The organism is Microbacterium sp. SORGH_AS_0505, from assembly GCF_030818715.1.
GTDB lineage: Bacteria > Actinomycetota > Actinomycetes > Actinomycetales > Microbacteriaceae > Microbacterium.
In genome coordinates this window covers 2,724,172-2,743,202 of the sequence record NZ_JAUTAT010000001.1, presented here as the reverse complement: position 1 = coordinate 2,743,202, position 19,031 = coordinate 2,724,172, and the positions used below count along the sequence as shown (strand labels likewise).

Annotated in this window: 21 protein-coding genes; 14 read left to right on the top strand and 7 right to left on the bottom strand. The window is 70.3% G+C overall.

From position 1 onward, the window contains the following. The first annotated feature begins 92 nt into the window (after nucleotides 1–92). The 8 genes from typA to QE428_RS13690 all read left to right on the top strand — a co-directional run bounded on the left by typA (nucleotide 93) and on the right by QE428_RS13690 (nucleotide 6,752). Nucleotides 93–2,006, top strand: a complete 1,914-nt coding sequence (gene typA / locus QE428_RS13725) for a translational GTPase TypA (RefSeq protein WP_133399781.1) — start codon at nucleotides 93–95, stop codon at nucleotides 2,004–2,006. 2 nt (nucleotides 2,007–2,008) lie between these two features. After that, entirely contained in the window at nucleotides 2,009–2,713 is a 705-nt protein-coding gene (locus QE428_RS13720; RefSeq protein ID WP_307470290.1) for an AzlC family ABC transporter permease, read from the top strand. Beyond that, complete coding sequence (locus QE428_RS13715; RefSeq protein WP_307470762.1) at nucleotides 2,710–3,024, top strand: AzlD domain-containing protein; 315 nt, start codon at nucleotides 2,710–2,712, stop codon at nucleotides 3,022–3,024. Before QE428_RS13720 ends, QE428_RS13715 begins: the two co-directional genes overlap by 4 nt. Before the next feature lie 32 nt (nucleotides 3,025–3,056). Next, complete coding sequence (locus QE428_RS13710) at nucleotides 3,057–3,443, top strand: DUF6113 family protein (RefSeq protein WP_307470288.1); 387 nt, start codon at nucleotides 3,057–3,059, stop codon at nucleotides 3,441–3,443. A gap of 9 nt (nucleotides 3,444–3,452) precedes the next feature. Next, a complete protein-coding gene (fdxA, locus tag QE428_RS13705) occupies nucleotides 3,453–3,773 on the top strand; it encodes a ferredoxin (protein ID WP_018188277.1) in 321 nt (106 codons plus the stop codon). 7 nt (nucleotides 3,774–3,780) lie between these two features. Further along, nucleotides 3,781–4,893 (top strand): succinyldiaminopimelate transaminase, encoded by a 1,113-nt coding sequence (dapC, locus tag QE428_RS13700; protein WP_307470284.1) that lies wholly within the window; start codon nucleotides 3,781–3,783, stop codon nucleotides 4,891–4,893. A gap of 124 nt (nucleotides 4,894–5,017) precedes the next feature. Beyond that, complete coding sequence (locus QE428_RS13695) at nucleotides 5,018–6,289, top strand: citrate synthase (RefSeq protein WP_373457721.1); 1,272 nt, start codon at nucleotides 5,018–5,020, stop codon at nucleotides 6,287–6,289. Nucleotides 6,290–6,317: 28 nt separating this feature from the next. Beyond that, a complete protein-coding gene (locus QE428_RS13690) occupies nucleotides 6,318–6,752 on the top strand; it encodes an SHOCT domain-containing protein (protein ID WP_307470280.1) in 435 nt (144 codons plus the stop codon). Nucleotides 6,753–6,757: 5 nt separating this feature from the next. On the opposite strand, the gene dapD is transcribed toward QE428_RS13690, so the two are convergent. Beyond that, complete coding sequence (gene dapD / locus QE428_RS13685; RefSeq protein WP_307470278.1) at nucleotides 6,758–7,702, bottom strand: 2,3,4,5-tetrahydropyridine-2,6-dicarboxylate N-succinyltransferase; 945 nt, start codon at nucleotides 7,700–7,702, stop codon at nucleotides 6,758–6,760. A 37-nt stretch (nucleotides 7,703–7,739) separates the two neighbouring features. Between dapD and dapE the strand changes: the two genes are divergently transcribed. The 3 genes from dapE to QE428_RS13670 all read left to right on the top strand — a co-directional run bounded on the left by dapE (nucleotide 7,740) and on the right by QE428_RS13670 (nucleotide 10,264). Further along, the gene (dapE, locus tag QE428_RS13680; RefSeq protein ID WP_307470277.1) at nucleotides 7,740–8,816 is read left to right on the top strand and encodes a succinyl-diaminopimelate desuccinylase; all 1,077 of its coding nucleotides are present in this window, start codon (nucleotides 7,740–7,742) and stop codon (nucleotides 8,814–8,816) included. Next, nucleotides 8,798–9,997 (top strand): hypothetical protein, encoded by a 1,200-nt coding sequence (locus QE428_RS13675; protein ID WP_307470275.1) that lies wholly within the window; start codon nucleotides 8,798–8,800, stop codon nucleotides 9,995–9,997. The genes dapE and QE428_RS13675 overlap by 19 nt, the downstream gene beginning before the upstream one ends. A 93-nt stretch (nucleotides 9,998–10,090) precedes the next feature. Next, nucleotides 10,091–10,264 (top strand): DUF3117 domain-containing protein, encoded by a 174-nt coding sequence (locus tag QE428_RS13670; RefSeq protein ID WP_064506455.1) that lies wholly within the window; start codon nucleotides 10,091–10,093, stop codon nucleotides 10,262–10,264. A 64-nt stretch (nucleotides 10,265–10,328) separates the two neighbouring features. Here QE428_RS13670 and QE428_RS13665 read toward each other — a convergent pair whose 3' ends face one another. Continuing rightward, nucleotides 10,329–10,967: an O-methyltransferase gene (locus tag QE428_RS13665; protein WP_091354430.1), complete on the bottom strand. Its 639-nt coding sequence runs from the start codon at nucleotides 10,965–10,967 to the stop codon at nucleotides 10,329–10,331. Nucleotides 10,968–11,041: 74 nt separating this feature from the next. On the opposite strand from QE428_RS13665, the gene QE428_RS13660 reads away from it, so the two are divergent. Continuing rightward, complete coding sequence (locus QE428_RS13660) at nucleotides 11,042–11,428, top strand: Sec-independent protein translocase TatB (protein ID WP_307470271.1); 387 nt, start codon at nucleotides 11,042–11,044, stop codon at nucleotides 11,426–11,428. A 19-nt stretch (nucleotides 11,429–11,447) separates the two neighbouring features. Here the strand turns inward: QE428_RS13660 and QE428_RS13655 are convergent, their stop codons facing one another. From QE428_RS13655 to QE428_RS13645, 3 genes are read right to left on the bottom strand one after another with little or no spacing between them, the layout of a single operon-like run. Beyond that, on the bottom strand, nucleotides 11,448–12,581 hold the full coding sequence (locus tag QE428_RS13655; protein ID WP_307470269.1) for an Mrp/NBP35 family ATP-binding protein: 1,134 nt from the start codon (nucleotides 12,579–12,581) through the stop codon (nucleotides 11,448–11,450). Next, nucleotides 12,578–13,114 carry a DUF1003 domain-containing protein gene (locus QE428_RS13650; protein WP_091354419.1) on the bottom strand — a complete coding sequence of 179 codons (537 nt, stop codon included), beginning with the start codon at nucleotides 13,112–13,114 and terminating at the stop codon, nucleotides 12,578–12,580. The genes QE428_RS13655 and QE428_RS13650 overlap by 4 nt, the downstream gene beginning before the upstream one ends. After that, nucleotides 13,114–14,376: a magnesium transporter MgtE N-terminal domain-containing protein gene (locus tag QE428_RS13645; RefSeq protein WP_091354415.1), complete on the bottom strand. Its 1,263-nt coding sequence runs from the start codon at nucleotides 14,374–14,376 to the stop codon at nucleotides 13,114–13,116. Before QE428_RS13645 ends, QE428_RS13650 begins: the two co-directional genes overlap by 1 nt. A gap of 72 nt (nucleotides 14,377–14,448) precedes the next feature. Between QE428_RS13645 and QE428_RS13640 the strand changes: the two genes are divergently transcribed. Beyond that, on the top strand, nucleotides 14,449–15,159 hold the full coding sequence (locus QE428_RS13640; RefSeq protein WP_307470266.1) for a general stress protein: 711 nt from the start codon (nucleotides 14,449–14,451) through the stop codon (nucleotides 15,157–15,159). Beyond that, nucleotides 15,156–15,827, top strand: a complete 672-nt coding sequence (locus QE428_RS13635; protein ID WP_307470264.1) for an alpha/beta family hydrolase — start codon at nucleotides 15,156–15,158, stop codon at nucleotides 15,825–15,827. Before QE428_RS13640 ends, QE428_RS13635 begins: the two co-directional genes overlap by 4 nt. Here QE428_RS13635 and QE428_RS13630 read toward each other — a convergent pair. Beyond that, complete coding sequence (locus tag QE428_RS13630) at nucleotides 15,809–17,587, bottom strand: gamma-glutamyltransferase family protein (protein WP_307470262.1); 1,779 nt, start codon at nucleotides 17,585–17,587, stop codon at nucleotides 15,809–15,811. The genes QE428_RS13635 and QE428_RS13630 overlap by 19 nt on opposite strands. A gap of 10 nt (nucleotides 17,588–17,597) precedes the next feature. After that, on the bottom strand, nucleotides 17,598–19,016 hold the full coding sequence (locus tag QE428_RS13625; protein WP_307470260.1) for an aminopeptidase P family protein: 1,419 nt from the start codon (nucleotides 19,014–19,016) through the stop codon (nucleotides 17,598–17,600). Between the last annotated feature and the right edge of the window lie 15 nt (nucleotides 19,017–19,031).

The window sequence follows — 19,031 nt, the reverse complement described above, 5'->3', positions numbered from 1 at the left end:
CGAAAGGTCCTCGCCCCGTCGGCGTGTCGCGACCTGCGGTAAAGTGGACTGCCGGCATCCCGGCATTACCCTCTCTGCAAGGAATCCCCTTCATGGCGCACGCCCTTCGTCCTGACCTCCGTAACGTCGCGATCGTCGCGCACGTCGACCACGGCAAGACGACGCTCGTCGACGCCATGCTCCGCCAGACCGGCTCGTTCGGTGAGCACGCGCACGTCGAAGAGCGCGCGATGGACTCGAACGACCTCGAGCGCGAAAAGGGCATCACGATCCTCGCGAAGAACACGACGATCACGTACGCCGGCGCCCACTCCGCCGAGCCCGTCACGATCAACGTGATCGACACCCCCGGCCACGCCGACTTCGGCGGCGAGGTCGAGCGCGGTCTGTCGATGGTCGACGGCGTCGTCCTCCTGGTGGATGCCTCCGAGGGCCCGCTCCCGCAGACGCGATTCGTCCTGCGCAAGGCGCTCGAGGCCAAGCTCCCGGTCATCCTGCTGGTGAACAAGACCGACCGTCCCGATGCCCGCATCGCCGAGGTCGAGGAAGAGGCGCACGACCTCCTTCTGGGTCTCGCCTCGGACCTCCAGGACGACGTGCCCGACCTCGACGTCGACGCGCTCCTCGACGTCCCCGTCGTCTACGCGTCCGGTCGCGCCGGTGCCGCCTCGCGCAACCGTCCCGACAACGGATCGCTCCCCGACAACGACGACCTCGAGCCGCTCTTCGGTGCGATCCTCGAGCACGTCCCGGCTCCGTCCTACGACGACGAGGCGCCCCTGCAGGCCTGGGTCACGAACCTCGACTCGTCGCCGTTCCTCGGTCGCCTCGCCCTGCTGCGCGTGTTCAACGGCACGCTGAAGAAGGGCCAGACGGTCGCCTGGGTCCGTGCCGACGGCACGACGAGCAACGCTCGCATCACCGAGCTCCTGAAGACCCGTGCGCTTGAGCGCTACCCGGCCGAGTCCGCCGGCCCCGGCGACATCGTCGCCATCGCCGGTTTCGAGAACATCACGATCGGCGAGACGATCGCCGACCCCGAGGACATCCGCCCGCTCCCGGCCATCACGGTCGACGACCCGGCGATCTCGATGACCATCGGCACGAACACGTCGCCCCTCATGGGCAAGGTCAAGGGTCACAAGCTGACCGCGCGCATGGTGAAGGACCGCCTCGACCGCGAGCTCATCGGCAACGTGTCGCTCAAGGTCGTCGACATCGGCCAGCCCGACGCGTGGGAGGTCCAGGGCCGCGGCGAGCTGGCTCTCGCGATCCTCGTCGAGAACATGCGTCGCGAGGGCTTCGAGCTCACGGTGGGCAAGCCGCAGGTCGTCACACGTCGTGACGAGAACGGCAAGCTCACCGAGCCGTTCGAGCACCTCACCATCGACGCTCCCGAGGAGCACCTCGGCGCGATCACGCAGCTGATGGCGAGCCGCAAGGGCCGTATGGAGACGATGACCAACCACGGCACCGGCTGGGTGCGCATGGAGTTCATCGTCCCGTCGCGCGGCCTCATCGGCTTCCGGAGCGAGTTCCTCACGATCACCCGCGGAACCGGCATCGCCAACGCTATCTCGCACGGCTACGACGAGTGGGCCGGCGCGATCTCGACGCGTCAGAACGGCTCGATCGTCGCCGACCGTTCGGGTGTCGTGACGCCGTTCGCGATGATCGCTCTGCAGGAGCGCATGAGCTTCTTCGTGCAGCCGACCGAAGAGGTCTACGAGGGCATGGTCATCGGCGAGAACTCGCGCGCCGACGACATGGACGTGAACATCACCAAGGAGAAGAAGCTCACGAACATGCGTTCGTCGACCTCCGACTCCTTCGAGTCGATGACGCCGCCGCGTGTGCTCACCCTCGAGGAGAGCCTCGAGTTCGCGCGCGACGACGAATGCGTCGAGGTCACGCCCGAGAAGGTCCGTATCCGCAAGGTCGTCCTCGACGCGACCGAGCGCGGCCGCACGGCATCCCGCCTGAAGCGCCAGGACGCCGGCTCCTGACGGTGACGGGGGAGCAGCCTCCGACTCGTCGGGCCTGGCGTGACTCCCTCGGGGTCGTGCTCGCGACGAGTGCCTACGGCATCTCGTTCGGCGCACTCGCGGTGACGTCGGGTCTCGACGTCTGGCAGACGTGCGTCCTCAGCCTCCTGATGTTCACCGGCGGATCGCAGTTCGCGTTCGTCGGTGTCATCGGGGGAGGCGGACTGCCGGGCGCGGCGATCGCTTCGGCGGGGCTCCTCGGCATCCGCAACGTCGCGTACGGGCTGCGGATGTCCCCGGTCATCGGCGACGGCTTCTGGCGCCGGGCCGCGGCCTCCCACTTCACGATCGACGAATCGACGGCTGTCGCCCTCGCGCAGCCGGATGCCGCGGCTCGCCGCGTCGGCTTCTGGGTGACCGGCATCGGCATCTACCTCGGCTGGAACGTGACGACCCTCGCGGGAGCCCTGCTGGGTGACGTGCTTGGCGACGTGAAGGCGTACGGATTGGATGCCGCGGCCGCCGCAGCCTTCCTCGCCCTGCTCTGGCCGCGCCTGCGTCGTCGTCAGGCGATCGCGGTGGGGGTCGCCGCCGCCGTGGTCGCCGCGGTTCTCACCCCGGCTCTCATGCCGGGCGTGCCGGTCCTGGTGGCCGCGCTGGTCGCCATCGTGGTCGGGTGGACGAACTGGTTCGCGTCGCGCAGCTCCTCGCCTGGAGCCGCCGCGTGACGCTCTGGCATTCCGTTCTCCTGGCCTCCATCGTCTGCGCGGCGCTGAAGACCGCCGGCTACCTGGTTCCGCCCGCCTGGTTCGAGGCGCCTCGGCCGTCGAGGACGATCGACCTGCTCACGGTCGCCCTCCTCTCCGCTCTCGTCGTCGTCCAGACGCTCGGGGTCGGTCAGGCGATCGTGGTGGACGCCCGAGTGCCGGCCGTCCTCGTCGCCGGTGGCCTCTTGGCGCTGCGGGCGCCCTTCCTGGTCGTGGTGCTGGCCGCGGCGGTCGTCGCCGCCCTCCTGCGGCTCCTGGGCCTCGCGGCCTGAGAGCACACAGGTCCCGCGCCTAGACTGTGCGGGTGAACGCCCTCCTCGCCCGCATCGCCACCTGGGTGCTCGCCGCCGTCATCGGCGTCGTCTACGGCGTGGCGGGGACGATCGGGCAGGCCGCCGTCTGGGGAGTCATCCCGGTGGGCCTTCTGGTCGCATCCATCGGCTTCATCGCCCTGCTCATCGCCGTTCGTACCCTCACGAGCGAGCGCACGTCCGCCCTCGCCTGCGGCATCGGTGCCATGCTCGCGACGCTCGTCTTCGCCAACGAGGGACCGGGCGGTTCGGTCGTGGTCCCCGCGCCGCCGGAGGGTGCGGCGATCACCCCCGGTCTCATCTGGACGTTCCTGGTCCCGCTGGCCGCTGCGCTCGTCGTCGCGTGGCCGACGGCATCCCGGCTCCGATCCACGAACTAGACTCGTCCTGTGACGTATGTGATCGCTCTCCCGTGCGTGGATGTGAAGGACCGAGCCTGCATCGACGAATGTCCCGTCGACTGCATCTACGAAGGCGAACGCTCTCTCTACATCCACCCCGATGAGTGCGTCGACTGCGGCGCCTGCGAACCGGTGTGCCCCGTCGAGGCCATCTACTACGAAGATGATCTCCCCGCCGAGTGGCAGGACTACTACACGGCGAACGTCGAGTTCTTCGAGGACCTCGGTTCGCCGGGTGGTGCCGCCAAGGTCGGCGTCATCGCCAAGGATCACCCCGTCATCGCCGGGCTGCCGCCGCAGGCGCACTGATCCGTCGATGAGCGTCCACGATCTCGCCGATTACCCGTGGGACGCCGTGGCCCCGTACGCGGAGCGCGCCCGGCAGCATCCCGACGGCATCGTCGACCTCTCGATCGGCTCGCCGGTCGATCCGACTCCGGCGGTCGTCGCCGACGCGCTGCGAAGCGCGACCGATGCGCACTCCTATCCGCAGACTGTCGGCACGCTCGCCCTGCGCGAGGCCATCGCCGGCTGGTACTCCCGCCGCCGAGGCGTCCCGGGGTTGACTTCGGCGCACGTCATCCCGACGGTGGGCTCGAAGGAGCTCGTGGCCCTGCTGCCGCTTCTTCTGGGCGTCGGAGCGGGCGGCACCGTCGTCCACCCGCGCGCCGCGTACCCGTCCTACGAGGTGGGGGCGCGCCTCGTCGGTGCGACCGCTCTCGCCTCGGACGATCCGGACGAGTGGCCGGAATCGACGCGTCTGGTGTGGCTGAACACGCCCGGGAACCCCGACGGCCGTGTCCTCGGCGTCGACGAGCTCCGTCGCGCGGCAGCCCGGGCGCGGGAGCTCGGTGCCGTGCTGGCCTCGGACGAGTGCTACGCCGAACTGGGATGGGAAGGTCCGTGGGCGGATGCTGCGGTCCCGAGCATCCTCGATCCGCGGGTCACCGACGGCGACCTGTCGGGCCTGCTGTCGGTCTACTCGCTGAGCAAGCAGTCGAACCTCGCCGGTTACCGTGCCGCCTTCCTCGCCGGCGATCCTGCGATCGTCGCGAGCCTCGTCACCGCGCGGAAGCACCTGGGGCTCATGGTCCCCGGTCCGGTGCAGGCCGCGATGATCGCGGCTCTCGGGGACGATGCGCACGTGGATCACCAGAAGGAGCTCTACCGCGCCCGTCGTGCCGTCCTCAAGCCGGCCGTCGAGGCCGCGGGGTTCCGGGTCGATCGGAGCGAGGGCGGTCTGTATCTCTGGGCCACGGCGGGGGAGGACGCGTGGGCGTCGCTCGGCAGGCTCGCCGAGCTCGGCATCCTGGCTGGCCCCGGACACTTCTACGGCGCCCATTTCCCCGAGCACATCCGCTTCTCTCTGACGGCGACCGACCATCGGATCGCGGAGGCCGCCGCACGATTGACGGCAGCCACGTCGTAGGTTTCCTCACACGGATCGCTCGATCCATTGGCGCCGTTCGGAGACGCGCTCACACCCCATTAGGCTGTAAAAACCGCCCCGACGACCGCAAGGAGGCTTCGTGACCAACGCGGACACCCCCCAGATGGCCACTGTGACCATCGGTGACAAGACCGCAGAGCTTCCGCTCGTCGCCGGCACCGAAGGCATCCCGAGCATCGACTTCTCGTCTTTCACGAAGCAGACCGGCCACACGTCGCTCGACTACGGCTTCGTGAACACGGCGTCGACGAAGTCTTCGATCACCTACATCGACGGCGATCAGGGCATCCTGCGCTATCGCGGATACCCGATCGAGCAGCTCGCGCAGCACAGCACGTACCTCGAGGTCGCCTGGCTCCTGCTCTACGGTGAGCTTCCCACGGCCGACGAGCTCGCCGGGTGGGACGAGAAGATCCGTCGCCACACGCTGCTGCACGAGGACCTCAAGCATTTCTTCTCCGCGCTCCCGCACACCGCGCACCCCATGTCGGTGCTGTCGGCGGCCACTGCGGCGCTCTCGACCTACTACGAGGGGCAGAGCGACCCGCACAACCCCGAGCACGTCGAGCTCAACACCATTCGCATGCTCGCGAAGCTCCCCGTCATCGCGGCGTATGCGCACAAGAAGAGCATCGGGCACGCCTTCCTCTACCCCGACAACTCGTTGAGCTTCGTGGACAACTTCCTCAAGCTGAACTTCGGCAACAACGCCGAGCCGTACGAGATCAACCCGGTCATGTCCCGCGCCCTTGAGCGACTGCTCATCCTGCACGCCGACCACGAGCAGAACGCGTCGACCTCGACGGTGCGCCTCGTCGGATCGACCGGAGCGAACCAGTTCTCTTCGATCTCCGCCGGGATCAACGCCCTGTACGGACCGCTCCACGGCGGTGCGAACGAAGCCGTCCTCGACATGCTGGGCCGCATCCGCGACTCCGGTGAGAGCGTGCAGCGCTTCGTCGAGCGGGTCAAGAACAAAGAGGACGGTGTGAAGCTCATGGGCTTCGGACACCGCGTCTACAAGAACTACGACCCGCGCGCGAAGCTCGTGAAGGAGTCCGCGGACGAGGTGCTCCGCGAGCTCGGTGTCGAGGACCCGCTCCTGGCCCTCGCGAACGAACTCGAAGAGATCGCGCTGAGCGACGACTACTTCAAGGAGCGTCGTCTCTACCCGAACGTCGACTTCTACACGGGCGTCATCTACAAGGCGATGGGCTTCCCCACGCGGATGTTCACTCCGCTGTTCGCGATCGGACGCCTGCCGGGCTGGCTCGCCCACTGGCGCGAGATGCAGAACGACCCGCAGACCAAGATCGGCCGCCCGCAGCAGCTGTACACGGGGGCCGCCGAGCGGGAGTACCCGATCTCCCGCTGATCCGCGCCTCGCCCGCTAGGGTGAGCCCATGATGGTCCATGGGGGAGTCGTCGATGCAGTCCGTTCCGCACCGGTGTTGCCGGTGCCGGACGAGGGGGACAGCGGGTTCTTCGATCCCGGGATGCCGGGGCCGGACATGGGTGCGGCCGGAGACGCGTTCGGTGCGGTGTTCGGGCTCGTGGTCGTCGTGATCATCGGCGTCGCCGTGTTCGGGATCGTCGTCGCGGTGCGCAAGCACCGGATTCTGAAGGATGCCGGCGTCGATCCGTTCACGGTGGATGCGGCGATCGCCGCGAAGGTCTTGCGGAGCAACGCGCTCTCCCCGGCGGCGCCCACCCCCGAAGAACCCCGGCCCGCGCCGACGATCGAGATGCGTCTCGCCGAGCTCGACGACCTCCGCTCCCGCGGCGTCATCACCGAGGACGAGCACCGCGACGCACGTGCGGCGGTGTTGCGGGGCTGAATCCCTCAGGCGTGCAGATCGGCGTTCAACGTGACGCCGACGCCGTCGCGGCGCACCGCCTCGACAGCGCCCGTGAGCGAGTTCCGCCGGAACAGGATGCCGTCCTGGCCGGAGAGCTCCGCGCCCTTCGCCGTCGGACGCGTGCCGTCATGGCGCGCGGACTCACCGGCCAGGATGATCTTGGTACCCGCGGTCACGTAGAGGCCCGCTTCGACGATGCAGTCGTCCCCGAGGGAGATGCCGATGCCGGCGTTCGCGCCGAGCAGCGTGCGCCGGCCGATCGAGACGCGGTGGTCACCGCCTCCGGATAGCGTCCCCATGATGGAGGCGCCCCCGCCGATGTCGCTGCCGTCGCCGACGACGACGCCCTGAGAGATCCGGCCCTCCACCATAGACGCGCCGAGGGTGCCGGCGTTGAAGTTCACGAAGCCCTCGTGCATCACCGTCGTGCCGGGTGCGAGGTGCGCGCCCAGGCGCACGCGGGAGGCATCCGCGATCCGAACTCCCGCCGGCACGACGTAGTCGGTGAGCCGGGGGAACTTGTCGAGACCGCTGACCTGGATCCCGGCGCGCTGCAGCCCTGGACGCAGACGCGTGAGGTCGTCGGGGTGGACGGGACCGGCGCTCGTCCAGGCGACGTTCGGCAGGTGACCGAAGATGCCGGTCAGGTTCAGCTCGTTCGGTGCCACCAGGAGGTGGGAGAGGGCGTGGAGACGCAGGTAGGCATCGGACGTGCCGGCGGGTGCGGCGTCGAGGTCGATCTCGACGATGACGACATCGACGGTGACGCCACGGCGGTCGTCCGGCCCGGCGAAGGCGGCGAGCTCACTCGTGTCGGCGTGGGAGGGGGCGCGGCCCGAGGCGGGAGCCGGGTACCACGTGTCGAGCACCGTGCCGTTCTCGCTCGTCGTCGCCAGACCGATACCCCATACCCACCGCGCGTCGCTCATGATTCCAGGCTATCGGCCCGTCGTTAGACTCGACGTCATGCCCCGGCTCGACCTCCGCTCCAGCGCCGTCGATCTGACGCGCACCATCTGCGACATCCCCAGCGTGTCCGACGATGAGACCGTCCTCGCCGACGCGATCTTCGAGGCCGTCTCGGCACTGCCGCACCTCGAGGTGCACCGCGACGGCGACACGATCGTCGCTCGCACCTCGCTCGGTCGCGCGCAGCGCGTGGCGATCGCCGGGCACATCGACACCGTGCCGATCAACGCGAACGTCCCGACCCGGGACATCGACATGGACGGCGAGGCGTTCCTGTGGGGCCGCGGCACCGTCGACATGAAGGCAGGCGTCGCGGTGCAACTGAAGCTCGCCGCGGAACTCACCGACCCCCGGGTCGACATCACCTGGATGTGGTACGACCACGAGGAGGTCGCGGCCGATCAGAACGGGCTGAACCGGCTCGCGGCATCCCGCCCCGACCTCTTCGAGGCGGACTTCGCGATCCTCGGCGAGCCCTCGAACGGCGAGGTCGAGGGCGGCTGCAACGGAACGCTCCGCGCCGTCGTGCGCACCTCCGGCGTCCGCGCGCACAGCGCCCGTGCCTGGATCGGTGAGAACGCGATCCACAAGGCCGCGCCCGTCCTCAGCCGGCTCGCGGAGTACCGGCCCCGCGAGATCGAGGTCGACGGGCTCCTGTACCGCGAGGGACTCAACGCCGTCGCGATCCGTGGGGGGATCGCGGGCAATGTGATCCCCGACGCGTGCGAGGTCGACGTCAACTACCGCTTCGCCCCGAACAAGGATGCCGCGGCCGCCGCTGCGCACGTGCGGGACGTCTTCGCCGGATTCGAGGTCGAGATCGTCGATCTCTCCGAGGGCGCCCGTCCGGGGCTCGACGCGCCGCTCGCGCAGGAATTCGTCGCCGCCGTCGGGGCGGTGCCGAAGCCGAAATACGGCTGGACCGACGTCGCCCGGTTCTCGGCGATGGGCGTGCCCGCCGTCAACTACGGCCCCGGTGACCCGTCCCTCGCCCACCACGACGAGGAGCGGGTGCCGCTCTCGCAGATCGAGGACGTCGAGCGGGGTCTGCGGGCATGGCTGAGCGGCGACTGAGGACCGCAGCCTCCGTCGCCGGCACGGTCGCCGCGATCTACGTCTCGGCGCGTCTGGTCACCACCCTCTTCTTCTGGACCGCCGCGGAGCTGTCGGGCCCGACCTCGCGATTCGGACCGGATGCCACGATCCCGTCGCTCGCTATGGGATGGGACTCCCAGTGGTACTGGGTCATCGCCGATCGCGGCTACCCGGCCCAGCTCCCGGTGTCGGACACCGGCCAGGTCACCGAGAACGCTTGGGCCTTCATGCCGCTGTACCCGTGGCTGGCGCGCGCCCTGGGCACGCTCCTCGGCGGCTACCCCGCGGGCGCCATCGCGCTGGCCGTCGTCGCGGGGTACGCGGCATCCGTCGTCTTGTTCCTCCTGCTCCGCGATCGCATCGGTGACGCGGCGGCTCTGTGGGCGGTGGTGTTCTTCGCCAACGGTCCGCTCGCCGCCCTGTTCCAGATGGGGTACGCGGAATCGCTCCTGTTGCTGTGGCTGTTCCTCGCCCTCTGGGCGCTCGTGCGCCGGCAGTTCGGGTGGATCTATCCGCTCATCGTCGTGATGGGCTTCACGCGGCCCGGGGTGCTGGCTTTCGCGCTGCTCCTCGGGCTGTACGGCATACACCGCTGGGTCCAGCGCAGGCAGGATCCGCTGCCGACGTCGCACATCGTCCACATCATCGCGCTGGGGGCGCTGGCCACCGTTGTCGGCTTCTCCTGGCAAGTGATCGCCGGTGTCGTGACGGGGGATCCCTCTGCATACCTCGACACCGAGCTCGCATGGCGCCGGAGCTGGGTGGGATCGGACGAGCACTTCCTACCCTTCGCGGGATTCGTCCAGGCAGCGGGCATCTGGTTCGGCATCTGGGGCATCCCCGCCCTGTGGGGGCCCGTCGTGCTCATCCTGCTCGTGGCAGGCGCCGCGGTGCTCCTCCTCCGGTCGCCGCAGGTTCGCAGGCTCGGGCCCGAGATCCGGCTGTGGGGGGCCAGCTATCTGGTGTACCTGCTGGCGGTGTTCTTCCCGCAGTCGAGCGTGTTCCGACTGCTCCTCCCGCTGACTCCCGTCGCGGCGGCCGTCGCGGTGCCCCGGGCGCGCTGGTGGCGGACCGGCGTTCTCGTGCTCTGCCTCGGTGCTCAGTGGATCTGGATCCACGAGATGCTCGCCCTCGGGGACACGTTCTTCCGGATTCCGTGACGATAAGCGTCCGCTGAGACGCGCGCGCGCCGAAGGCGTTCACCCCATTAGGTAGACTAATGGGGTAGGCCGAAGACGAAAGGGAGCCCCACAATGGCAGCCATGAAGCCGCGCACCGGAGACGGACCTATGGAGGCCGTCAAGGAGGGCCGTCTCATCATCGTGCGTGTTCCGCTCGAGGGGGGCGGTCGACTTGTCGTCTCGGTGAACGATGACGAAGCGAAAGAACTCCACAGCGTTCTCAGCGGGGTCGTCGGCGCCGCCTGACCCCGGTTCGATGCGAAAGGCCGGCCCTTCGGGCCGGCCTTTTCCGTCGTGATTCGACGGCGGATCAGTTCGGCTCGGCGACGGTAGTCAGCTGGAGCAGACCCTCACCGACGATCGAGAGTGCGCCGAGGACCGCGGGCGAGGCCTGCGTCTCCTGGATCAGCGACCGATACGCGCTTTCGATGGGTCCTCGCTTGACCGGGTCGGCGACCGCCCCGCCGGCGAGGACGCGCGGCACGAGGACGGTGCCCCCGGCGCGCGCGAGACGCAAGCCGTGCTCCACGTACTCGATGACCCCCTCGGGGTCGGCGTCGATGAGGACGATGTCGTACGACGCCTCGTTCATGCGGGGGAGGACGTCGGCGGCGCGACCGGTGATGAAGCGCACGCGAGCAGGCGGGACGCGGGCATCGGTGAACGCCTTCCGCGCGACCGCGAGGTGCTCGGGCTCCTTGTCGATGGTGGTGAGCGTCGCGCGTGGCGATCCGTGCAGCAACCACAGACCCGAGACGCCACCGCCGGTCCCGATCTCGACGATGTTCAGCGCGCGGCTGGTCGCGGCGATGACAGCGCACTGCGCGCCCACCTCGGGACTGATCGGGTTCGCGCCGATCTCGAGGGCGTGGGCGCGCGCCCGTGCGATGGCATCGGTCTCGACCGTCGCCTCGGCAGCGAACCGGCGTACCGCCTCGTGATCTCCCATGTCGTGAACCTCCACGCTCAGCCTAGGGGCGTGATCACCGCTGAACCCCCAGGCGCACGGGTAACCTGGGAACCATGTCATTCGGGCTCGATCTGGAGAAGATCCTCCTCATTGGGTTGATCGCCGCCCTCCTGCTCGGGCCCGAGCGTCTGCCTGGCTACGCCGCGTCGCTGGCGCGCCTCACGCGACGGGTCCGCGAATGGCTCGACGGTGCACGGACGCGCGTCAAAGAGGAGATGGGTGACGACTTCGACGAGATCGAATGGCGCAAGCTCGATCCTCGTCAGTACGACCCGCGGCGGATCATCCGCGAGGCCCTCATCGACGATGCCCCGGTGAAGCCGGTGTCGGCCTCGCCCGCCGCAGCCGTCGCGGTCGCCGAGCCGCTCGCCGGCGTCGAGGAGACGGATGCCGCGCCGGAGACGCCGTCGACGGTGCCGTTCGACTCTGAGGCGACCTGAGCCGACGCATCCGTTTCCGTCAGGTGCGCGACACCGGCAGAGACCGCCCCGCGAGCGAGCGCCGCGTCGACGTGATGGCGTCGGCGATCCTGGAGATCGCGAGGGCCGCGAGGTCGTCCGGTGCACCCACCACCACGGGGACCCCCGCATCTCCGCCGCGGCGGAGCGCGGGGCTGAGGGGGACCGATCCGAGAAGGGGGACGACGACGTCGTCTGTGGCGAGCGCCGCCGCGACGGCTGCACCGCCGCCCTCGCCGAAGAGGTCGACGACGGAGCCGTCGGGCAGAGTGAACGCCGCCATGTTCTCGATGACGCCGAGGATCGACTGACCGGTCTGACGGGCGACGACGCCGCTGCGGACGGCGACCTCGGCTGCGGCCGCCTGCGGCGTCGTCACCACGAGCACCTCCGCGTGCGGCAGCAGCTGTCCCACCGAGATCGCGACATCGCCGGTGCCGGGAGGCATGTCGATGAGCAGGACGTCGAGATCGCCGAAGTGCACGTCCGTGAGGAACTGCTGCACTGTGCGGTGGAGCATCGGTCCGCGCCACGCAACGGCGGGGGAGGCGTCCGGCGGAAGGAACATGCCGATGGAGATCGTCTTCACGCCGTGGGCGACGGGAGGCAGCATGAGGTCGTCGAGCCGCGTGGGCTGTGGTGGCCGACCGTCCGCGTCCGCGAGACCGAGGAGCCCCGGGATCGAGAACCCGTGGACGTCGGCGTCGATGAGGCCCACCGCGAGTCCGCGAGCGGCGAGGGCGACGGCGAGGTTCGCGGTCACGGTGGACTTGCCCACGCCGCCCTTGCCACTCGTGACCGCGATGACCCGGGTCAGGGAGTCGGCGGTGAACGCCATCCGCTTGGTGCCGCGGATGCGCTCGACGAGGGCCGAACGTTCCGCGGGCGTCATGACGCCGACCTCCACGGCGACGTCGCTCACGCCGGCGACGGATGCCGCGGCATCCCGGACGTCCTTCTCGATGCGATCAGCCGCGGGACACCCGACGATGGTCAGCGCGATGCCCACGTGAGCGACGGCACCGTCCACGACGACGTCCCGGACCATGTCGAGCTCGCCGATCGGGCGGCGCAGCTCGGGGTCGATGACCGCGGCCACCGCCCGGCGGACGTCTTCTGCGGCGACGGCGCTCACGAGGTCGGGGAGGCGTCGCCGCGGCGATCGGCGTCGCGCTCGTCGAGGCGGTCCAAGAGCGTTTTGAGCTCCTGGCGGAGGACATCGCGACTCACCACCTCGTTCTGCATGTCGGTGAGGGCCATGCGGAGGGCCACGACCTCGCGGGCGAGGTACTCGGTGTCGGCGAGGTTGCGCTCGGCCCGCTGGCGGTCCTGCTCGATCTGCACGCGGTCGCGGTCGTCCTGACGGTTCTGCGCGAGCAGGATGAGGGGAGCGGCGTACGACGCTTGGAGCGACAGCATGAGCGTGAGGGCCGTGAAGCCCAGGGCGGCGTCGTCGAAGCGGAGCTGATCGGGTGCGGCGGTGTTCCACACGATCCAGGCGACGCAGAACAGCGTGAGGATGAGCAGGAACGCGGGTGTCCCCATGGCCCGCGCGATCCACTCGGTGAAGCGCCCGAAGCGGTCGCGCGAGGGCTGCGGCGCGCGTGTCAGGACGCTCGCCCGCCGCCCGCGCGGAGCCTCGAATCCCGACTTCGGGGCCCGCGCCATCATCGCTGGGCCTCCGGGACGTCGCGGGGCGCATCCTGCGAGCGCCAGTCGTCGGGCAGGAGGTAATCGATGACGTCGTCGACCGTGACCGTGCCGACGAGGTGGCGGGCCTGGTCGACGACCGGCAGCGAGACGAGGTTGTAGCTCGCCAGCAGGCGCGCCACCTCGGCGGCGCTGGCGGCGGTCGTCACGGGCTCCACCGTGTCGTCGATGATCGCGCCGAGGCGCTCGTGAGGCGGGTAGCGCAGCATCCGCTGGAAGTGGACCACGCCGAGCAGGCGTCCGGTCGGTGTCTCGTAGGGCGGGAGGGTCACGAACACCGCGGCCGCGAGGGCCGGATGCAGCTCGTGGCGACGGATCAGGGCGAGCGCCTCGGCGACCGTCGCATCGGCGGACAGGACGATCGGCTCGCTCGTCATGAGACCGCCGGCCGTGTCGGGGCCGTGGACGAGGAGGGCTCGGACGTCCTCGGCCTCTTCTGGTTCCATGAGATCGAGCAGCTGCCCGGCGCGCGCGTCGGACAGCTGACCGAGCACGTCGGCGGCGTCGTCCGGCTCCATCGCGTCGAGGACGTCGGCGGCGCGCTCGTCGCCCAGGGCTTCGAGGATGTGCACCTGGTCGTCCTCGGGCATCTCCTCGAGCGCGTCCGCGAGGCGGTCGTCGGGAAGCTCCTCCGCCACCTCGAGCAGCCGCTCCTCGGGCAGGTCGAGGAGCGTGTTGGCGAGGTCTGCGGGCTTCAGTTCAGAGTACGAGGCGACCAGGAGCTCGGCGGATTGCGTCTGGCCGGCGACCTGCTCCTCGCGGACGTCGTCCCACTGCGCGAAGGTCGTGGGGCCCTTGGCGAACGGCGACGCGCTCGTCTTGGGGCGACGCAGGAACAGCTGACCGACGTGCCATTCGCCGAGACGGTCGCGTTCGATGGCGACGTCCTCGATGACGGCCCGACCCGATCCGTCGCTCAGGTGCACGTTCCGGCCGATGAGCTCGGTCATGACCCGGACCTCGCCGCCGCGCTGCTCGAAGCGGCGCACGTTGATGAGTCCCGTGGTGATGACCTGGCCGCTCGCGATCGAGGTGACCCTTCCGATGGAGAGGAAGACGTTGCGTCTGCCGGGGATCTCGACCACCAGGCCGACCACTCGCGGAGGATCGTCCTTGCGGTAGATGACGACCACGTCGCGGACCCGCCCGAGGCGGTCTCCCGACGGGTCGAAGACGGCGCACCCGGTCAGGCGCGCGACGAAGACCCGCTGCGTACTCACCCGACCAGCGTAGTCGGCGGATCCCTCGCGGTTCCTGCGCCGAGGCAAAGACCACCGTGCGAGACTGAGCGCATGAGCATGATGGGCGGAGCCCCCAAGGAACACGGCGCGACGGTCGCCGAGTACACGGCGTACGAGGCGGCGCAGAAGGCCGTCTCGACCCTGATCGCGGCCGACGTCCCGGCGCAGGACATCGCGATCGTCGGGCGTGGTCTGCGCTCGGTCGAGCGCGTGACCGGTCGTCTCGGCTACGCCACAGCGGCGCGTTCGGGCGCCATCAACGGCGTCCTGCTCGGGCTCCTGTTCGCGGCGATCTTCGTGCTCGGAAGCCCGGGAGCCGTCCTGCAGCTCTTCGTCGGCGTCATGCTCGTCGGTATCGCCCTCGGCATGCTGCTGAGCATCATCAGCTACTCGATCCTCCGGCGTCGGCGCGACTTCACCTCGGTGACCCAGGTGATCGCCGACCACTACGACGTCACCGTGCTGCCGCGCAGCATCGGCCGTGCGAAGCAGCTGCTCGGCGCACCCGCCGCTCCGTCGTCACCGCCGGCGCGGCCCGCCGATCCCTCCGAGCCGCCGCGGTACGGCGAGCGGGTCGATCCCGGCGCGCCGGTGCCGCAGGCGGGCGAACGCGTCGATCCGGCCCCGGCGCCCGTCGCGGGCGAGCGCGTCGACCCGGCGGAGCCGCCGCGGTACGGCGAGCGGGTCGATCCGGCACCGGCGCCGCCCGCGCTGCCTCCGCAGGAGGGCGCGAACCCCGCAGGTCCCGACCCGCAGCGATGATCCCGGTCTCCCTGCCCTCGGGCGGGGTCGAGCTCGACGCCTGGATCGATGAGGCCGCCGATCCGATCGCAGTGATCGCCCTCGCTCACGGCGCGGGTGCGGGCCACGAGCATCCCTTCCTCGAGGGCGTCGCGCACGCGTGGAGCGCAGCGGGCTTCATCACGGTCCGCTTCGACTTCCCCTATCGGCACGCCGGGCGACGGATGCCGGGTCCCGCCGCGCACGCGATCGAGACCTGGTCGGCTGTCGAGACCTACTGCCGAGGGCTGCGGCCCGGCATCCCGTTCGCGGCAGCAGGCAAGTCCTACGGCGGGCGCATGGCGTCGATGGCGGCCGCGGAGGGGAGGATCGGTCCCGAGGCGCTCGTCTACCTCGGCTATCCGCTGCACCCTCCCGGTCGCCCCGAGAACGCGCGCGCGGCGCATCTGCCGTCGGTGTCCGCACCGCAGCTGTTCCTCGCGGGCACGAAGGATCCGTTCCTGCAGCCCCTCGCCGACCTCGAGGCCGCTGTCGCGTCCTGTCAGGTCGCCGACATCGAATGGTTCGCGGGCGGGGGACACTCGTTCGAGGTCGCTGGGAGGAAACTGCCCGCCCACGACGTCGGTGCGTCCACGGCGCGCACCGCCGTCCCGTGGCTCTCAGCGCGGCTTCAGCGTCCCGCCGCGTAGCCATGCACGCCGCGCGGGTCGGCCGCGCCCCACAGGATGCCGGTGCCCCGGTCGACGCCGACCGCTGACAGCCGGCCGAGAGACCAGTCCCCGGCGCGCGTGACGCGGTGACCGCGCTGTGCCAGCCCGTCGAGGACGCTGTCGCCCAGACGGTCCTCGGCGGCGACCCCGGCCGGATCCCACGTCCGCGGCCAGAACGAATCCACCATCGCCGCCGTGTGCAGCGTGGGAGCGTCGATCGCCTGCTGCGCCGTGTACCCGCCGACGAACATGCGCAGCAGCATCGGCAGCTGCCACTGGTCCTGCTGGTCCCCGCCGGGAGTCCCCAGGGCGATCATCCTGTCACCGTCGTGGACGAGCGTCGGCGACAGCGTCGTCCGCGGACGGTGCCCGGGTCGAAGCGCCGCCGGCGACTGGTCGTCGAGCCAGCACATCTGCAGACGTGTACCGAGACAGAACCCGAGCGACGGGACCGTGGGGGAGGACTGCAGCCAGCCTCCTGACGGAGTGACCGAGACGATGTTGCCCCATCGGTCGACGACGTCGATGTGGCACGTGTCCCCACGGGTCTGGCCCGTCCGCGCGACGGTGGGCTCGCCGGTGCCGGCCGCAGCCGCGCCCTCCCGGCGCAGCGGCGGCCGCCAGGGGCGCATACCGGGAGGCTCCGCGGGACGCCACTGCGACGACGCGCGGGCTCCGATCTCGGCGCGTCGCGCCGTGACGACGGAGTCGGCGAGGAGGGGAGCGGCATCCGCACCCTCCCCGAAGTAGGCGTCACGGTCGGCGAGGACGAGCTTCAGAACCTCGATGAGCGTGTGTGCGCCGTCGGCGGTCGAAGGATCGAGCTGCACGTCCGGGAGCGGCTCGAGGATGCGCAGGGCCTCGAGAAGAGCGGGGCCCTGCGACCAGGCATCCGCTTTGAAGACCGTCCGGCCGCGGAAGCCCACGGACAGCGGAGCCTCGTACCGAGCCGGCGGGTCGACCAGATCGGCCGGGGCGAGGACGCCCGCGTGATCGGTGCCGCTGGAATGCCGGTGAGGACGGGCGAGGAACGCGCAGGCGTCGGCGAGAAGCCGCCGCCACTCCGTGCGCGCCGCGTCGATCCGCGCGGCGCGCACATCGGCGGGGTCGCCGGCGCCGGCGAGGCGGCGCAGGACACCGGCGTAGGCGGGGTTGCGGTGCAGGGAGCCTGCCGCAGGGACGTCGCCGCCGGGCAACCACAGGTCCGCCGAGGACGTCCAGTGGTCTCGGAACAGGTCGGCGACGCGGCCGATCGTCGCCGCGGCGGACGGGAGGAGCGGATGCCCTGCTTCGGCGTACTCGATCGCGTACGACACGACGTCGGCGACCGACCACGTGCCGTGGTCGCGGAGCAGGAGCAGCCACGCGTCGACGGCGGCGGGGATCGCCGCGGCCAACCCACCGGCGCCCGGCACGAGATCGAGACCTCGTCCGACGAAATGCTCGATCGTGGCGCCGGCGGGTGCTGCGCCCTGGCCCATGAGCACCGTCGGCGTCGCGGCATCCGCCGGCTGGAACAGCCCCACGAGGTCGCCGCCGGGGCCGTTCAGGTGCGGTTCGACGACGTGCAGCACGAATCCGCCGGCGCAGGCCGCGTCGAACGCGTTGCCGCCGCGCTCGAGGACGGCCTGCGCGACGGCGGTCGCCGTGGCATGGGTGGATGCCGCCATCCCGAACGTTCCCGTCAGTTGAGGGCGCGTCGTGAAGGCGAGCGGCGGCGTGTACCCCGACATCGTCATCGCCGCCCCCTCAGGCGCGGGCGCGTGCGATCCAGGCCTCGATCTCATCGGCGGTGCGGGGGATGTCGGCGGACAGGTTGACCGGACCGTCCTCCGTCATGAGGATGTCGTCCTCGATGCGGACGCCGATGCCGCGGTACTCCTCGGGGACCGTCAGATCGTCGATCTGGAAGTAGAGCCCCGGCTCGATCGTGAAGACCATGCCGGGCTCCAGTTCGCCGTCGTAGTACATCTCGCGACGCGCCTGCGCGCAGTCGTGGACGTCGATGCCGAGGTGGTGGCTCGTGCCGTGGACCATGTAGCGACGGTGCTGTCCGCCGCGGTCCGCGTCGAGCGCCTCCTCGGCGGTCACGGGGAGAAGGCCCCACTCGGCCGTCCGCGCCGCGATGACCTCCATCGCGGCTTCGTGGATCGTGCGGAACTTCACGCCCGGGCGTGCGGCGGCGAAGGCCGCATCGGCCGCATCGCGGACCGTCTCGTAGATCCGCCGCTGGACGGCGGAGAACGTACCCGACACGGGAAGGGTGCGCGTGATGTCGGCCGTGTAGAGACTGTCGACCTCGACGCCCGCGTCGATCAGGACGAGGTCGCCGGGGACGACCGCGCCGTCGTTGCGCGTCCAGTGCAGGTAGCAGGCGTGCGGCCCCGACGCGGCGATCGTGTCGTAGCCCTCGCCGTTGCCGTCTGTGCGTGCGCGGAGGTGGAACACCCCTTCGATCGCGCGCTCGCCACGCGGCGTGTCGATGATGCGGGGGAGTTCGGCGACGATGTCGTCGAACCCGCGTCCCGTCGCCTCGACGGCGAGACGCATCTGCGCGATCTCGTACGGATCCTTCACGAGACGCATCTCGGACACGAAGCGCGTCAGTTCGTCGTCGACCTCGACCGTCCTGTCGCGATCCGACTCCTGGAACGCATCGACGTGCGCGGTCGGGATGCCGAGCTCGGCGGACACCTCATCGAGCGAGGGACGGGGACCGATCCAGAACTCGCCGATCGCGGCATCCGCGTAGAACTCGGTCGTCGTCCGGTCCGCGCGCTCGCGGAGGTGCAGCGTGACCTCGTGGCCGCCGTCGACCGGGTCGAAGACGAGGACGGAGTCGGGGACCGCATCCGCGCCCCACCCGGTGAGGTGCGAGAACGCCGAGTGCGCGCGGAACGGGTAGTCGGTGTCGTTCGACCGCTGCTTGAACGAGCCGGCGGGGATGACCAGGCGCGAACCCGGGAAAGCGGCGGAGAGGGTCGCTCGGCGGGCGGCGGCGTAAGGTGCCTCGGCGCGCTCCGAGGGACGCGACCCGGGGCGTTCGGCCCAGCCCGTCGAGATCGAGTCGAGGAAGCCGGCGGGGAAGGGCTGCTTGCGATTGGTGGTCGCTGCAGCCGGGGTCTCAGGGGTCTCCGTTGCGATGGTGTCGCGCTCGTCGGTGGTCATCGTCTTAGTCTCGCA

Coding starts and splice junctions, on each gene's coding strand:
- typA (WP_133399781.1), top strand. CDS start 93: ATGGCGCACGCCCTTCGTCCTGACCTCCGTAACGTCGCGATCGTCGCG.
- dapC (WP_307470284.1), top strand. CDS start 3,781: ATGAGCGTCCACGATCTCGCCGATTACCCGTGGGACGCCGTGGCCCCG.
- QE428_RS13695 (WP_373457721.1), top strand. CDS start 5,018: ATGGCCACTGTGACCATCGGTGACAAGACCGCAGAGCTTCCGCTCGTC.
- QE428_RS13690 (WP_307470280.1), top strand. CDS start 6,318: ATGATGGTCCATGGGGGAGTCGTCGATGCAGTCCGTTCCGCACCGGTG.
- dapD (WP_307470278.1), bottom strand. CDS start 7,702: ATGAGCGACGCGCGGTGGGTATGGGGTATCGGTCTGGCGACGACGAGC.
- dapE (WP_307470277.1), top strand. CDS start 7,740: ATGCCCCGGCTCGACCTCCGCTCCAGCGCCGTCGATCTGACGCGCACC.
- QE428_RS13675 (WP_307470275.1), top strand. CDS start 8,798: ATGGCTGAGCGGCGACTGAGGACCGCAGCCTCCGTCGCCGGCACGGTC.
- QE428_RS13670 (WP_064506455.1), top strand. CDS start 10,091: ATGGCAGCCATGAAGCCGCGCACCGGAGACGGACCTATGGAGGCCGTC.
- QE428_RS13665 (WP_091354430.1), bottom strand. CDS start 10,967: ATGGGAGATCACGAGGCGGTACGCCGGTTCGCTGCCGAGGCGACGGTC.
- QE428_RS13660 (WP_307470271.1), top strand. CDS start 11,042: ATGTCATTCGGGCTCGATCTGGAGAAGATCCTCCTCATTGGGTTGATC.
- QE428_RS13650 (WP_091354419.1), bottom strand. CDS start 13,114: ATGGCGCGGGCCCCGAAGTCGGGATTCGAGGCTCCGCGCGGGCGGCGG.
- QE428_RS13640 (WP_307470266.1), top strand. CDS start 14,449: ATGAGCATGATGGGCGGAGCCCCCAAGGAACACGGCGCGACGGTCGCC.
- QE428_RS13635 (WP_307470264.1), top strand. CDS start 15,156: ATGATCCCGGTCTCCCTGCCCTCGGGCGGGGTCGAGCTCGACGCCTGG.
- QE428_RS13630 (WP_307470262.1), bottom strand. CDS start 17,587: ATGACGATGTCGGGGTACACGCCGCCGCTCGCCTTCACGACGCGCCCT.
- QE428_RS13625 (WP_307470260.1), bottom strand. CDS start 19,016: ATGACCACCGACGAGCGCGACACCATCGCAACGGAGACCCCTGAGACC.